Raw genomic sequence first — 15,631 nt, 5'->3', positions numbered from 1 at the left:
ATCAGGCAAAGAGCTTTCCGAGATTAGGGTCAGCCTTGTCTTCGATGGAAAACTCCAGCAAATCACGCGCACCAAATCCAAACCACCTGGCAATGATAATTTCTGGAAACTGATCGATCAAAACATTATTGTTTTTGACGGATTCATTATAAAACTCGCGGCGATCGGCGATGCCATTTTCAAGACTGGAAATTCTTGTCTGCAGATACTGGAATTTTTCACTGGCCTTCAGTTCTGGATAAGCCTCCGCAACTGCATACAAATTTCCAAGTCCCATCCTGAGCATACCTTCTGCTGCACCCAAAGAGGAGACATCCGTTGCTTCACGCGCACTGGCGATACGTGCCCGTGCCTGCATGACCATGTTCAGAGTTGCCTGTTCAAACTGCATGTATTGCTTACAGGTTTCGACCAGCTTGGGCAGCTCATCATGGCGCTGCTTGAGCAGAATATCGATGTTCGACCAGGCTTGCGATACGGCATGCTTGGAATTGACTAAATTATTGTAGATTGTGATGGCAATCATCAACAAAAATACTGACACCGCCAGAAAACCGAAGAAATAGGTTGATAAATCCATCGTTATCTCCAGAAAAACTTTCAGAAAATAACTCTTTAACGGCACAGGATAGAAAATGAGGAGTGAAGATTTAACTCATTCATCCTTGTCTCCCCGGACGCGTACTTCATCCTGACGTTCCCAGACCACAGCCCATTCAACTAAACTGCACGCTGTACATAGAAAGCCCGCCCTTCCACTGGAGAGCAAACTTAATGCAACAAGCGAGCAACGCGCCGCAATCGACCTTTTAAGCCGGCACCCACATCCACCTTACACCAGATATTTTGTTCCAATGCGGCTGTAGCTCAACAGCCCCATTTCCCCGGAAAACCGAGAATGCATCACCCTTGAGATTAAAAGCCTTAAGCAACCCTCTCACTATATTTCGCTGGCACATTACCCACGTAATTTTCATGGAGAGCCCAAAATTGCTATAGCTTTAGAAAGAAAAGTCGTTAACTGTTTTTTACTTTTGGGAGAAATTCTTAACCTGCAAGTAAAAAAATCCCTATTGGGAAAATTTTAAATTTTTATGCTATTTTAATGGAGCAAATGATGAAACAATTTTTTCTGCTTTTTCTGGTCATTTTCTGTTTTAGCAACCCTGTATTTTCTGCTGTAGATATTAATACAGCGACACAATCTGAACTGGAAACACTGAAAGGTATTGGTCCAGCTAAAGCCAAAGCTATTGTCGAATATCGCGATCAATTCGGTCAGTTTAAATCGGTGAATGATTTGACTCAAGTCAAAGGTATTGGTACGAGCACCATCCAGAAACTGGGTGATCAAATTGTCGTTTCAGATCCCATCGAACAGGTTAACGTATTAAAATAGCGACTCTGAGAATTGCCAGGATTTCTAAATATCAGAAATATTATGGATAATCCCCTGCAAATCATCTTGCAGGGGATTATTTTAAAATCAACCGGCCAGAATCCTCTCGATAAGCTGTCGCGAGACTCAATATCCATAACCGGACTTCGGATAAATGCCAGTCACAACTCCGTTAATCCTGCATGTCATTCATCATCTTCGCACGGGCGGACTGGAGAACGGCCTGGTCAATCTTATCAACAAGATGCCGGAATCTGTGTATCGCCATGCCATTATATGTGTAGAGGATTTCTCGGATTTTCGCGACCGCATTCAACATCAAAATGTTGAAGTCATTGCCCTTCATCGCTCCAAAATTGGCGTCAGACAAATGCAGCGTGAAATTTACGCATTGTGCCGTCGTTTACGCCCAGCAATCATTCATACCCGCAACCAATCCGGACTGGATGCACTACTTCCAGCATGGCTGGCACGTGTACCTTGCCGGATCCATGGTGAACATGGCTGGGATATTGACAACATCGATGGCAAGAAACTCAAACCTGCGCTGTTGCGTCGGCTACACACCCCTCTGGTTGATGGCTACATCACAGTTTCCAGGCATCTTGCAAATTATCTGGTAAACGAGGTAGGAATTGATACCCGGCGAATCACCCAGATTTACAATGGGGTAGATACAGAAAAATTTTACCCTGTAGAAAATAAGACTTCTGATCTCCTGCCCCACTGCTTTCAGATACCTGATCGGGTAATCATTGGTACCGTTGGTCGCATCCAAGCTGTCAAGGATCAGGCAACTTTAATTAAAACCTTTGCCACACTGCTCGCAAAATATCCGGATCTGCGTTCCAATTTAAGATTAATCATAGTAGGAGACGGGCCATTACTGACAGATCTGCATCAGCTTGCCAGCAATCTGCTGCTGGCGGACTTGATCTGGTTTGCAGGCGCTCAGGAAAATATTCCGGACTGGTTACGATTGATGGATCTATTTGTATTACCCTCCCTAAACGAAGGTATTTCCAATACGCTGCTCGAGGCGATGGCAAGCGGTATTCCGGTTATTGCCACTCACGTCGGAGGTAACCCTGAACTGGTGGAAGCCGGACGAAACGGAGAATTCTTTTCCTGCGGTGATCAGTCCACTTTACTGACCTTACTGAACCGCTATGTGCGGGATCGAGAATTACGCCTGACACATGGAGGGGCATCACGCGAAATCGCGTTGCAACGATTCAGCATGTCAGCAATGGTCAGGGAATATCAACAGGTATACGATCAGTTCCGCCAAGCAAGCTAGCAGAAGTTTTACTCTTTTAGCTTGATATTGATCTGGCCATCCACAACCTGAATACCTTCAACGCCTGCCGCAAAGGACTGCCAAAATCCGGGATCAACACCGAATTCGCTGACCAGATCCAGATTTTTTAACCCACCCAACCAGGCATTTGGGATGGGTATTCCCATGATACTGACTCCTTTCAGGATTATGACGGGTTTCTGGTTTTGATAGGCCATGCCAATACCAGCATTGACACGCAAAGTTTTACCACCCAAGAAAGGAAAATCCTCCTCTAGTGGAATCAATAGCTTGGCGCTTACCATATTATCAGCCAGGTCGATCGCCAGCTTTTGTGCAAGATCGGCATTTTTGTTAAGCATCGCATTTAACTCACGCTCGGTAAAGCTGATCTCGCGCCGAGCATTTTTTTCAGAATATTGCTCTGGTTTCAGAAAACCATCTTTATCAATTTCATGATCACTTCTATCATTGTCCCGGGAAGCAGGAAAATTGAAGTCAAACCCAAGCGTCTGTAGCTTCGCCCCAAGTAATTTTTCTTCTTTTGCGTCAAGTGTCACCGGTTTAAAAGAAGGACTGAAATAATAAGTCTTCAGAAACCAGTAGGTTCCCCCCATAGTAAACATAATCGTAAGCAATACGATCAGCAGCAGCTGCGACCAATGCATAGTAGTTTTTTTATCGAGATTGCTATTCATGGAATCCATTTACCACGAAATTCCGCTTATTAAAATATTACCACCAGAAAACAAACGCCCGATAATCAGACAGGTCATCCATCCAATTACCGGGCGTAGAAAAGAATGCCGGGAAAGAATCAGTGCAGCGTAACAGCAGCCTCTTCCTCACAGACCAAATCGGCACAGTAAGTTTCATGAATGCCGTCCAGAAATTTCCAGAGTGCATCACAAGCCCTGCGCGTGGCAGCCAGAACCTCGGCTTGTTTTTCTGGCGTATCGGCAAATTTTTCAATGATCGCCCACTCTGCCTGAGAATGATAAATGTCGGCTTTTTGATGAACTGAAAAAAATTCATAGTCCTTAGAATCGGTCATTCCATAAAACTTGGCCAGACCATCAATCTTGACAGCAGCAATATCAGGCACCTGGGATTCAAAGGCATGCAATGCAGCAAGACCCGCATAGAAAGGCTGGTTCAGGCAGATATCGCGAAAGGTTGATACCAGATCTCGCGTTTCTGGCAATGCATCAGCTGCCGCCAAACTTTGATCATTGGCTCCCAGGGCGAATGCGAATGTCTTCCAGAGTGCCGGATGATTTTTCTCGCCATGCTCCTCATCAATCAGATTTTTCAGAACTTCCTGACGAACGCTGATATCACCACTATTGTGGGCATTATGGAAATGGGGTGTATTGAAATGAACTGCGCTGAGATAAGTCGGCTCAGCCAGGACATTATAGAAATACTGCTCCGCATAATGCCGCAATTGTTCGCGTGTAAGCTTCCCTTCCGTCCAGGCAATATAGAATGGATGCTGCAGAAGATGGCGTCCTTGTATAACCGAGTCGACTTGATGCTTAAATAAATTTTTTGCAACCATGATTACTCCTATCAGAGTTAACTAACAAAACTTACGCTACTATCATCGCTAATTCATCAGCTGGAGTCAAATTGATCCCCATTTCTGAATAGCAAACCAAGAATTTTGCGTAATTACCAGCAACGAATCAAATGAAATTTTTTTTCATGCCCATGAAAAATATTCATGGGCATGTAGCAGCAAATACGTTCTCTGTGGCTTTTTCTATGCAATGGTAGAATATACCGCAACAGTATAAACATAAACCTCCAAGAGTAAACATCATGTTCTCAAAACAAGAAACTATCGAGCAGATCGACCCGGAATTATGGCTAGCAATCAAAGGCGAAGTGCTGCGCCAGGAGGATCACATTGAGCTGATCGCATCTGAAAACTATGCCAGCCCCGCAGTTCTACAAGCACAAGGCACCGTCCTAACCAACAAGTATGCTGAAGGCTATCCTGGCAAACGCTACTATGGCGGGTGCAAACATGTTGATATCGTCGAGCAGCTTGCGATCGATCGACTCAAATCTCTTTTCAAAGCCGAATACGTCAACGTACAACCTCATTCAGGTTCTCAAGCCAATGCCGCCGTTTATCTGTCGGCCTTGCGACCTGGAGATACGCTCTTGGGAATGTCGCTGGCACACGGTGGGCATCTGACACACGGCGCATCTGTCAATATGAGTGGCAAGATTTTCAATTCAATTGCCTATGGGTTGGATCCGGAAACCGAGGAAATAGACTATGACGCAGTTGAACGGCTTGCGCACGAACATCGGCCTCGGATGATTGTAGCAGGCGCATCTTCCTACGCGCGCGTTATCGACTGGAAACGGTTTCGCACAATTGCAGATCAAGTCGGCGCTTATTTATTTGTCGACATGGCTCACTATGCCGGCCTGATTGCAGCGGGTTTTTATCCCAATCCAGTAGGCATTGCTGATTTTGTAACGAGTACCACGCATAAAACTCTTCGCGGACCTCGCGGAGGAGTCATTATGGCTAAACCAGAATTCGAGAAAGCGCTCAACTCGGCTGTGTTTCCTCAGACTCAAGGAGGGCCGTTGATGCATGTCATCGCCGCCAAGGCAGTAGCTTTCAAGGAAGCGGCCACCCAGGCATTCAGAAATTATCAGGAGCAAGTGATCGAGAACGCCCGTGTTATGGCTAAAGTTCTACAGCAACGAGGCCTGCGTATTGTTTCTGGACATACGGATTGCCACATGTTTCTGGTTGATTTGTGCCCAAAAAACTTGACCGGAAAAGTTGCGGAAGCCGCACTGGAAATAGCACACATTACCGTCAACAAAAACGCCATTCCCAATGACCCTCAAAAACCCTTTGTCACCAGTGGCATCCGTATTGGCACGCCAGCAATCACAACACGCGGTTTCAGGGAGTTAGAAGCCGAAGCACTGGCAAACCTGGTAGCTGATGTTCTGGATGCGCCTGAAGATGAGCAGGTGCTGGCAAAAGTTGCACAACAAGCACAAGCGTTGTGTGCAAAATTTCCGGTTTATGAAAGATAATGGCTATAGGTAGTTGGATGTTCAAGTTTACTGACATGCAGCTCGGATCATGAAATGCCCATTTTGTGGCGCAGAAGATACCGGCGTAATTGATTCGCGTGAAAACGACGAAGGAACCCGTATTCGGCGTCGGCGACGCTGCCTGGTTTGCGAAAAACGCTTTACCACCTATGAAACTGTCGAATTACGTTTTCCACAAGTCATCAAACAGGATGGTAATCGGGTAGAGTTCGATCGAAACAAGTTGCTGACCAGTTTCCTGCGAGCGCTGCACAAAAGGCCTGTCACGGCAGAGCAAGTCGACGCCGCCATGGAGCGTATCATCCAAAACCTGCTTGGCAGCGGCGCACAGGAAGTACAATCCCGCAGCATAGGTGAATGTGTTATGCAGGAACTCTATGCGCTTGATAAGGTTGCTTATATCCGTTTTGCATCAGTCTACAGAAGCTTTGAAGATATCGGTGATTTCCAAGATGCGATCAGAGAGGTTCAAGCTACACCGCCAATCAGTTGATAAGGTGAAGATATTAGTGCCATAACACACCAACCGGCACATCACAAAAATTTGAAATCATCGAAGCTGAAACCCAGAGAGCATCGAGCCAGATAGTTTTCCTGAAAAGTTACCGAATCTTTTGCTGTTTGATCAGTAATTTAGTAAAATAGCGTAACTTAATTATGACTCCACCCCGTTACATTCCCGAGTGTCAGGTTAAGTATCTTTGTACTTTTTAATACCTTGCCTTACTTTATGTTCTGAAAGAAGGCGCCATCCATAAGGAAACCATGAGACACTACGAAATTGTTTTTATTGTTCATCCGGATCAAAGTGAACAAGTACCTGCAATGATCGAGCGCTACAGCAACACAATCACATCAAAATCCGGAAAAATACACAGGACGGAGGACTGGGGTCGCAGGCAGTTGGCCTACATGATTCAGAAGTTACACAAGGCTCATTATGTATTGATGAATATTGAATGTGATCAAACAACCCTTGATGAACTCATCTACAGTTTTAAATTTAATGATGCTGTTTTACGGCACCTCATTGTTCGCATGAACTCTCCCGTTACCGAACCTTCACCGCTGTTAGTGCGCGAAGACGCCAGCAGCCGATCAACTACCAGATCAGAAGGTACAATCGCCAGTCAGGCTTCGGAGGATGGGACAGCTGAATCCGGTGAAGAAACAATAGCTGTTGCTGTTAATTCAGACGACCCCAATGCCTGACCTGGAATCCACGAAACCTGCTCACCTGTGTCTGACTGTAATCTGGTTACAATTTGCGGCGTAATCACCCAGCTTGAAAAACCACGTTTTACTCCTGCGGGTATCATGATTACCGAATTAAAACTTGATCATCAATCCAGCCAGGTAGAAGCCGGGATACAACGGCAAATTATTTGCAAACTGCACGTAGTTGGTATCGCAGATATAGCGAAGAAGTTGATTTCATTGGGTATGGGTACGCATGTCAAACTTACCGGTTTTCTGGCCTCAAAAAATCGCATGAGTGGCCAACTGGTTTTACATGTGAACACAATTGAAGCTATTTCTTAGTTATTTAATTTTTTCAGTTTGATGGAGACAAAATGAGATTCACGAGAAACAAAAAAACCGATAGCCGCTTTAATAACAAATCGACCATTCGACCCTTATTCAAGCGCAAAAAGTTCTGCCGATTTACTGCTGAAGGCATTCAACACGTAGACTATAAAAATGTAGATTTACTAAAAGATTTTATTGCTGAAAACGGAAAAATCATTCCAGCCAGAATTACTGGAACCAAATCGTTTTATCAACGCCAATTAAATGTAGCAATTGAACGCGCCCGATTTCTGGCCTTGTTACCCTATACTGATCGTCACTAATATCGAGGGAAATTACCATGCAAGTTATATTAATGGAAAAAATTGCCAAATTGGGTGAATTGGGCAGTATCGTTAACGTCAAGCGAGGGTTTGCGCGAAATTATCTTATTCCCCAGGGTAAAGCAAAGTGGGCCACCGAAAATGCAATTGCTGAATTTGAATCTCGGCGTGCAGAACTCGAAAAGAAACAGGCAGAAATTTTATCTGCTGCCGGATCCCTGGCAGCCAAACTGGAAGGGCTGGTTATTCAGATTGCGCAAAAAGCCGGCGTGGATGGCAAGCTGTTTGGATCAGTCACTAATCTGAATATTGCCGAAGCATTATGCAAGCAAAATTTTTCAGTTGAAAAATCCATGATTCGCATGCCAGCAGGACAATTCAAGCAAGTGGGAGATTACCCGGTTGTAATCGCTATACATAGCGACATTTCTGCACAAATCACAGTAACGGTTGTCGGCGAAACAGCAGCCTAAACCAGGCTAATTACCAGCAAAAAAGGACTGGCAACAGTCCTTTTTTGTTTAACCGACTGATCACTCTCACATTCATCCATATACATTCGCCATGTCTACACTTGATCACAGGCAGGATAACCCTGAAGATGGATTCAAACTTCCACCTTACTCAATCGAAGCAGAGCAATCTGTGCTGGGTGGATTAATGCTGGATAACCAGGCATGGGACAAGATAGCCGATATCATTACTGACACGGATTTTTATCGACAGGATCACCAGACAATCTATCAACATACCTGTCGCCTGATCGAACAAAATAAACCCGCTGATGTTGTCACGGTTGCCGAATCTCTTGAGAATTCAGCAAAACTAATAAATGTGGGGGGGCTAGCCTACATCAGCGCAATTACGCAAAACACACCATCAGCTGCTAATATCCGTCGTTATGCTGAAATTGTGCGAGAACGCGCAATTATGCGCAAACTAGCCCAAGTCAGTACTCAGATTGCTGACTCAGTCTATTATCCGTCAGGACGTTCTGCAGAAGATTTACTGGACGAGGCCGAAAGCAAAATTTTCGAGATTGCCGAAAAGAATGCGCATGGTAAACAGGGGTTTGTTGATATCCAGCCATTGCTAAAAGAGGTGGTCGAGCGTATCGAAATGCTCTATAACCGCGATAACCCGGATGACATCACGGGCATCGCCTCTGGTTTTCATGATCTGGACCAGAAAACTTCAGGTTTTCAGCCCGGAGACCTCATTATCGTCGCTGGCAGACCTTCCATGGGGAAAACGGCTTTTGCTCTCAATATCGGTGAACATGTTGCCATGGAAGTTAATAAACCTGTGGCGGTATTCAGCATGGAAATGAGTGGTACACAACTGGCCATGCGGATGTTAGGCTCGATCGGAAGGCTAGACCAGCACAAGGTAAGAACAGGTCGCCTCGAAGACGAGGACTGGCCGAGATTGACATATGCGCTTGGAAAGCTGAATGACGCGCTGATCTTCATTGATGAAACCCCGGCATTAAATTCACTCGAACTACGCGCCCGTGCCCGTCGGCTATACCGGCAGCATGGAGGACTGGGTCTGGTTATCGTTGATTATTTGCAATTAATGTCCTCCGCTTCACGCAACGAAAACCGTACTGCTGAAATATCCGAAATTTCCCGCTCATTAAAAGCCTTGGCAAAGGAACTACATGTGCCAGTCATGGCACTTTCTCAATTGAATCGCAGCCTTGAACAACGTCCCAACAAACGCCCAGTCATGTCCGATCTCCGTGAATCCGGCGCTATCGAACAGGATGCAGACGTCATTCTTTTTATTTATCGTGATGAGGTATACAACCCCGATACACCAGATAAAGGCATTGCAGAAATTATTATTGGCAAGCAGCGTAATGGTCCAATCGGAAAAATTGATCTGACTTTTCTTGGCGAGTTTACCCGTTTCGAGAATTGTGCACGAACGGATTACTACTGAATGATTGTCGTGCCACTATAACGCATGGTAAGCATACCCTACCATTATTCTGCCTGCTCCCAGACGACAGTCTGGCCGCTACGAACCTCCAGCAAAGGTGAGGAAGTCACCCACCCTTGCGGCGACTCATACTGGATATGTAATGGCATTACCGCCCCCCCAAATCTGACGGCACCCACTCGGGATACAGGAAACCGGCCAAGCATAGGCGATGCCGCGTAATATTGCCCATTATCGTATGGCCCAAGCTGCCAGTGTATCCATGCATCCTTTAGCGTCACCAGAACGGATAACGGGTGAGAAATATCAATAGCTGTTGTCCTGGCAATCTCTTGCTGGATTCTGTCGGTTATATCTATCATCTTGTTTTTTTCAAAATCATAAACAGACAACCTGGTAAAACCTTCATTTACCGGCAACCCCTTTATCAGAGCAACCGGACAATCTTGCCCTAACCGGATTTTTATATCACACAGACTGGTCACGTACCAGTAGCTATTCAGGATCGTTTGGGAAGGGATAAAGGCCTGTTCATGATTTGCTTCGAAAAAGAATCGCCCCTGCACATCAAATTCCTTGTAATAAGCCTGTCTGGAAATTTGCATATCTTTTGCGTAAGAAACCATCGGGAGCATAACTGCCAGATACAAACCCGCGCCGGCAATTAATTGCCCGGGCTTGCTGGCCGTGATAGCCAGCGCCACATCCCGCATTGAAAGTATCAATCCCATACTAAAGACATACCAGAACAGAAAAAGATAACGATCATTTCCGGAAATTCCTGGAGAGATGGCCAGGGGTATCAGTGGCCCAAAAACACCCATCACCAGAACCAAGGCAAGTGGAATAATAGCGGGTCTCTTGACTAATGTGAAAAGTACGGCAGTACCCAACAGAATCACCGGCGCTTTCCACTCCGGACCCAAAACAGATTCCGGAATCCGGCCAAATTCATTCGCCGTACGCATCACCGTCTGAAAAGTAAAAATGGAATCTGATTGAGCGTACCCTCCCACCATCACTCCAAGCATATATTGTCGCCAGAACACATATAAAACAGCAACAGCAATAAAAGGTAACGCAAGACGCAATCGCCTTGTCCAAACCTCGCCTGACAGTGACATGGCCAGCACAACCAAAACCAACGGCACATAGACTTCCTTGGCGGCTACTGCCAGGGCATACAACAGTGCACCGACAAAAGCCCATAACATACGCTGCTTGCGTAGCGCATGCATAAAAGCCAGCACGGCAAGCAGCGCAAATAACATTCCTTCCAGATAATGCCGTGTCATCAGAGATTCTGTAACAGACGCGGTTGGCACACCCATTAGAAACAGGCAAACAGCCAGGAATGCCCAGATCGGTGGCACCCATTGGCGACACAATACATAAGCTGCTATCAGCACCATAACCAGCGAACTCAGTTGATGAAGGTAGAAGAATTCGGGTGAAAGCCCTGCCAGCCACAAATCGATCTTGAAGGAAAAGGTGATCCAGGGAGTGAAGTTGCTTGGTGATAGCTTTTGCCATTCAGATGGAATATAAAATTCGCTTAAATCTTTTGAATCAAGTGCATGAAACAGAATGGCGGTATCGTCTCCACGCCAGTAACCCGAAGGCAGGGTATGGAAGCCCATCCAAACCAGCGCTAATAAAAGAGTCAGAGACAAACCATCCCGCCAGCCAGTCAGTGCGACTGTCACAAGCACAGAATTCACGATTGGAATTTTGCTGTTCATCATTTTTATGAATCACTCTGCCCATGTGGGTCGGAATGAGCAGCAAATGCCCAATAACGGTTCAGCAAAAAATTACAGACAGGAACGACCAGAATCACACTCAGCTGCGCGACAAAATACCACCAATTAAAAATGACGACTAACGTATACATCATCCCCACATTGAGGATCAAACCAGCCAACGAGACGATAACATAGCGCCAAAAGCTGCTCAAATGGCGGCGAGGCGACTGGAATGTCCAATAATGATTCAGCACGTATGATATGGACAATGCACTGAGAAAGCCGGCAACCGCTCCGGTAATGGCATCGTAACCAAATATTTCAACGAAAATAACCAGAACAGCAAGATGTGCAATCGTACCCAGCATACCAACAATCACATACCGGAAAACCTGCCGGGACAACACTATTCGCTGCGCTCAGCAACGATAAAACGTGGGCGGGCTTTGACCTCTTCATAAATACGCGCAATATAGGTACCGATGATTCCCAATCCCAGCATTACCACAGCGCCGATCACCAGCAACAATAAAATGACTGTTGTAAAACCATCAATAGCGTTTCCCGAGAATTTAAGATAAAGCGTCTGTATACCCAGGATAATGGCAAAAAATGTAAAAGCGATGCCAGTCAATGTCACGAGATGCAAGGGTACGGAAGAAAACGATGTGACTGCGGTAACTGCCAGTCGCACAAGCTGCATTAACGACCAGTTGGATTGACCATCGACCCGTTCCCGGACATCAAACTCAATCTGCACACGCTTGAATCCCAGCCAGGCACACATTCCTCTGAAAAACAGATTACGCTCTCCCATGCTGCGCCAGGCTTCCAGAACACGGTGATCCATCAGCTTAAAGTCTGAAGCATCATGCAAATCAAAACCAGAAAAATAGGAAAAAAGCGTATTAAAAATTTTCGCCCTGATTCTGCTGGACCAGCTTTCCTCTCCGCGAAATCGTTTCACCGCTTCAACAACATCGGCACCTGCTCTCCAGTGCACCATCATTTCAGCAATCAACCCCGGCGGATGCTGCAAATCACCATCCATTAAAATAACGGCCCGACCTTTAGCATGACCCAATCCGGCTGCAATCGCGGCTTCCTTACCAAAATTGCGACTCAACCGGATACCAAAAACAGTCGAATAGCTTTTGCACAGAGAAAGAATAACCTGCCATGTTTCATCTGGTGAACCATCATCCACCAAAATCACCTCATACTCAATTTCAAGGTCATTCAGTACCCGGATAATTTCCTGCAGCGTGTTGCCTAGATGCCGACTCTCACGATACAAGGGTATCACCACAGACAGACTCTGCATCAATGGCTCTGTTTTAGCCATATGCCTTAATTCCCATAACAGCAGTCGTCGTGGCAGGCAGCCATAAATGATAGCGACACAAAAATCCTGGTATTTTCAAACCAACTTTTGATGCGATCAGCGGCAATGGAAACGCATGGGGATAAGATATTACTTTTAGGCTACCCAGTCCGCATTCCTGCAACAATCTACTCAGGGTAATACGATCAAAATAAAGTACATGCTCAGGCAGTTTGTACGATGGCCAGCGTTTCCCCATCAGTTTTCGCCAGAAACTACCCATATCGGGTGCGGCCACCACCAGACAGCCACCCGGACGAAGATGGGTCAGTAATGACTGGATGAATGCATGCGGGTGATAAACATGCTCAATTACATGCGTAGCGATGATGCAATCAAATATCTCATTTTCTGGCAGCGCATCGATTCCACCCTGGTAAACATGATCTGCGTGATTTCTCGCTATATTGACGGCCTCGGTCGAGAAATCCGTCCCCATTCGGTTCTTAAAAAAAGGACGGGCTTCATCCAGTAGATAGCCATAACCACACCCGACTTCAAGTAGCGTTCCGCCTGTGCATCTACTCTGCTCCAGTGAATGCAGCAATCTGCGAAACGTTGCACGTAACGCGGGTTCCTGCGCCGCATAATCCGTGTAGCCAACCGCCTGTCCAGTGAAATATCGGTCTTTGGCATACAACGCCAGCATGACCTCCTCTTTCAAACGAGGAGCCAGGTAATATAAGCCGCAGTCAGTGCAACATTTTATGCCATAGGGTGCAAATGGTTCATCCGCATACAATGTCACCGCATTTTTACTGTTACATAGCGGACAGGATGGCAATTCCAGATCGGTCATGGTTGACAAGAAAAAATTCAGATGGATAACGGCATCACTGATGATCACTTCCCGCCTTGGCCAGTAGCTTATCCAGCATCCACACCGGTAAAATACGTTTCAGCAGACCAAACAAATGCGTAGGAAACGTGACATAGTAACGAGTGGCTGGCTGACTGGCTTCGAGGGCATGAATCACTTTCTGCAAGACGGCTTCCGGCTGCAAGGTGAACGGAACGGCAGCCCCTTTTTTATTCAGTCGGCTCTGTACAGCCAGATACCGATCTCGATGCACACTCTTTTCGATATCAATATAGCGTACCAGTGCTTGCATGGCGTTGGCACGGAAGTGGGTTGCAATAGGCCCGGGTTCGATGAGGCTGACGAAAATCTGTGTACCGCGCAGTTCCAGACGCAAGGTATCGCTCAATCCTTCCAGCGCAAATTTGGAAGCATTGTATGCCCCGCGAAACGGCATGGCAGCAAATCCCAGTACCGAGCTGTTTTGAATGATGCGCCCATAGCCCTGCTGGCGCATCACTGGCAAAACAAGATTGGTCAGTTCAAGCCAGCCAAAGAAATTGGTTTCAAATTGTGCGCGAATCGCCTCTCGGCTCAAATCTTCCACTGCCCCTGGCAATCCATAAGCACCGTTGTTAAACAAGGCATACAGCTTGCCATCGGTGCGCTGCAGTACTTCGGCAACCGCCTGATGAATAGAAACAGAATCATTGAGATCAAGACGAAGGCTTTCCAGTCCTTCAGACCGCAACATCGCAACACTTTCTTCACGGCGTGCAGTCGCAAACACACGATAGCCGCGCGCATGCAGTCCTTGAGCGACGCAATAGCCGATACCGCTGGAACAGCCCGTAATCAACACCGATTCTTTCATGGCAAATCCAATGTACTGATAACGCGCATTTTACCCGTTAATGTCTGATGAACCGGGCAACGGTTGGCGATCTCCAGCATGCGTTGCCGCTGCTTATCATCCAGATCACCGGCAATGCGTATGGTGCGATCCAGCTGATCGACCATTCCTTCTGTGCTGTCGCAATCCTCGCAGTCCTTGGCATGTATACGATGATGCCTGACATGCGCTTCGATTTCCGTCACAGGCAGTGCCTTATGGCGAGCATACAGATTCAGGGTCATCACAGTGCAACTTGCCAGTGCGGCACACAGATGAGCGTAGGGATCAGGCCCCAGATCCTGTCCTTTCATCGTCTCTGGCTCATCCGCAATCCAATGATGCCTGCCTGCACGTACCCGGCAAGTAAAACCATCTGCCAGGCGACCATTGACGATTGCGCCCTCAATCTCTTCAACACCCTCGTCAGGAACATCTGCAGAATCTGTATCATCCAGATAAAGACCCGCCCAACTCACGATCACCTGTCCGGCATATTGCGCATCACGGGTATTACTGAGGAGATGATCCGCCCGATCAAGACTGATGAAGCTTTTGGGATGCCGGGCAGCAGTAAATATGGTTTGTGCATCGTCGATAGAAACCACGTCATCTATTGGGGTATGCATCACCAGTAATGCCGGTTTCATCGAGGCCAGGTGGGGCAAGATTTGCTGATTGCGAATATCTTCGACAAATTCACGCGTGATTCGAAATGATCGTCCACCCAGATTAACCAGCGCAGAGCCATCCCGTTCAATCATCGTCAATTCTTCCTGCATGTGGTGCAATACATGTTTTGCCTCTGCCGGTGCATTGATCGAAACCACCGCACGACAGCTTTCCAGTTGCATAGCAGCAGCCAGCACAGCCGTTCCTCCTAGCGAGTGTCCCACCAATAGCTCCGGTGCACGATAATTTTTGGCCAGCCAGTCCGCTGCAGATAGCAGGTCATCGATATTGGCCGAAAAACCACTATTGGCAAAATCTCCCTCACTTTCTCCCAGCCCGGTGAAATCAAACCGCAAAACGGCGATTCCCTGCGCAACCATGGCGCGGCTGATATAAAACGCCGCTCGGATGTGCCGGGTGCAGGAAAAACAATGTGCGAACAGCGCGAAGGCACGAGGCGACCCGCTTACGGGCAAATCGAGATTGCCCGCCAGTTCCCATCCTTGACGATTAGTAAATTTTATTATGCTCATGACTCATAATC

General features: G+C 46.7%; 18 protein-coding genes. 9 read left to right on the top strand and 9 right to left on the bottom strand.

The features are described from left to right. Window position 1 precedes the first annotated feature (1 nt). Entirely contained in the window at window positions 2-580 is a 579-nt protein-coding gene (locus IPG31_12205; GenBank protein MBK6619074.1) for a LemA family protein, read from the bottom strand. A 537-nt stretch (window positions 581-1,117) separates the two neighbouring features. Between IPG31_12205 and IPG31_12200 the strand changes: the two genes are divergently transcribed. Further along, a complete protein-coding gene (locus IPG31_12200) occupies window positions 1,118-1,399 on the top strand; it encodes a ComEA family DNA-binding protein (GenBank protein ID MBK6619073.1) in 282 nt (93 codons plus the stop codon). A 154-nt stretch (window positions 1,400-1,553) separates the two neighbouring features. Next, the gene (locus IPG31_12195) at window positions 1,554-2,699 is read left to right on the top strand and encodes a TIGR03088 family PEP-CTERM/XrtA system glycosyltransferase (GenBank protein ID MBK6619072.1); all 1,146 of its coding nucleotides are present in this window, start codon (window positions 1,554-1,556) and stop codon (window positions 2,697-2,699) included. Window positions 2,700-2,707: 8 nt separating this feature from the next. Here IPG31_12195 and IPG31_12190 read toward each other — a convergent pair whose 3' ends face one another. Next, window positions 2,708-3,397 (bottom strand): arginine N-succinyltransferase, encoded by a 690-nt coding sequence (locus IPG31_12190; GenBank protein MBK6619071.1) that lies wholly within the window; start codon window positions 3,395-3,397, stop codon window positions 2,708-2,710. Between the two features lie 119 nt (window positions 3,398-3,516). Next, window positions 3,517-4,260 carry a CADD family putative folate metabolism protein gene (locus IPG31_12185; protein ID MBK6619070.1) on the bottom strand — a complete coding sequence of 248 codons (744 nt, stop codon included), beginning with the start codon at window positions 4,258-4,260 and terminating at the stop codon, window positions 3,517-3,519. 263 nt (window positions 4,261-4,523) lie between these two features. Here IPG31_12185 and IPG31_12180 point away from each other — a divergent pair, with 263 nt between their 5' ends. From IPG31_12180 to dnaB, 7 genes are all read left to right on the top strand, one after another. Continuing rightward, on the top strand, window positions 4,524-5,774 hold the full coding sequence (locus IPG31_12180; protein MBK6619069.1) for a serine hydroxymethyltransferase: 1,251 nt from the start codon (window positions 4,524-4,526) through the stop codon (window positions 5,772-5,774). A gap of 49 nt (window positions 5,775-5,823) precedes the next feature. Further along, on the top strand, window positions 5,824-6,288 hold the full coding sequence (gene nrdR, locus IPG31_12175; protein MBK6619068.1) for a transcriptional repressor NrdR: 465 nt from the start codon (window positions 5,824-5,826) through the stop codon (window positions 6,286-6,288). 272 nt (window positions 6,289-6,560) lie between these two features. Further along, window positions 6,561-7,007, top strand: a complete 447-nt coding sequence (gene rpsF / locus IPG31_12170; GenBank protein MBK6619067.1) for a 30S ribosomal protein S6 — start codon at window positions 6,561-6,563, stop codon at window positions 7,005-7,007. Window positions 7,008-7,013: 6 nt separating this feature from the next. Further along, a complete protein-coding gene (gene priB / locus IPG31_12165; GenBank protein ID MBK6619066.1) occupies window positions 7,014-7,337 on the top strand; it encodes a primosomal replication protein N in 324 nt (107 codons plus the stop codon). Window positions 7,338-7,369: 32 nt separating this feature from the next. After that, on the top strand, window positions 7,370-7,648 hold the full coding sequence (locus tag IPG31_12160) for a 30S ribosomal protein S18 (protein MBK6619065.1): 279 nt from the start codon (window positions 7,370-7,372) through the stop codon (window positions 7,646-7,648). A gap of 17 nt (window positions 7,649-7,665) precedes the next feature. Continuing rightward, window positions 7,666-8,121 carry a 50S ribosomal protein L9 gene (locus IPG31_12155; GenBank protein MBK6619064.1) on the top strand — a complete coding sequence of 152 codons (456 nt, stop codon included), beginning with the start codon at window positions 7,666-7,668 and terminating at the stop codon, window positions 8,119-8,121. Window positions 8,122-8,212: 91 nt separating this feature from the next. Further along, complete coding sequence (gene dnaB, locus IPG31_12150; protein ID MBK6619063.1) at window positions 8,213-9,595, top strand: replicative DNA helicase; 1,383 nt, start codon at window positions 8,213-8,215, stop codon at window positions 9,593-9,595. Window positions 9,596-9,639: 44 nt separating this feature from the next. Here dnaB and IPG31_12145 read toward each other — a convergent pair whose 3' ends face one another. The 6 genes from IPG31_12145 to IPG31_12120 are packed head-to-tail and all read right to left on the bottom strand — an operon-like array spanning window position 9,640 to window position 15,620. Then, window positions 9,640-11,316 carry a hypothetical protein gene (locus IPG31_12145; GenBank protein ID MBK6619062.1) on the bottom strand — a complete coding sequence of 559 codons (1,677 nt, stop codon included), beginning with the start codon at window positions 11,314-11,316 and terminating at the stop codon, window positions 9,640-9,642. A 26-nt stretch (window positions 11,317-11,342) separates the two neighbouring features. Continuing rightward, window positions 11,343-11,708, bottom strand: a complete 366-nt coding sequence (locus tag IPG31_12140; protein ID MBK6619061.1) for a GtrA family protein — start codon at window positions 11,706-11,708, stop codon at window positions 11,343-11,345. 38 nt (window positions 11,709-11,746) lie between these two features. Then, complete coding sequence (locus tag IPG31_12135; GenBank protein ID MBK6619060.1) at window positions 11,747-12,664, bottom strand: glycosyltransferase family 2 protein; 918 nt, start codon at window positions 12,662-12,664, stop codon at window positions 11,747-11,749. Between the two features lie 13 nt (window positions 12,665-12,677). Further along, entirely contained in the window at window positions 12,678-13,571 is an 894-nt protein-coding gene (locus tag IPG31_12130; GenBank protein MBK6619059.1) for a class I SAM-dependent methyltransferase, read from the bottom strand. Further along, window positions 13,558-14,397, bottom strand: coding sequence for an SDR family oxidoreductase (locus IPG31_12125; protein ID MBK6619058.1), 840 nt, complete (start codon window positions 14,395-14,397; stop codon window positions 13,558-13,560). The genes IPG31_12130 and IPG31_12125 overlap by 14 nt, the downstream gene beginning before the upstream one ends. Beyond that, on the bottom strand, window positions 14,394-15,620 hold the full coding sequence (locus IPG31_12120) for an OsmC family protein (protein MBK6619057.1): 1,227 nt from the start codon (window positions 15,618-15,620) through the stop codon (window positions 14,394-14,396). Before IPG31_12120 ends, IPG31_12125 begins: the two co-directional genes overlap by 4 nt. Between the last annotated feature and the right edge of the window lie 11 nt (window positions 15,621-15,631).

Source organism: Nitrosomonas sp., assembly GCA_016703745.1.
GTDB lineage: Bacteria > Pseudomonadota > Gammaproteobacteria > Burkholderiales > Nitrosomonadaceae > Nitrosomonas.
This window is presented reverse-complemented; position numbering and strand designations above follow the sequence as displayed.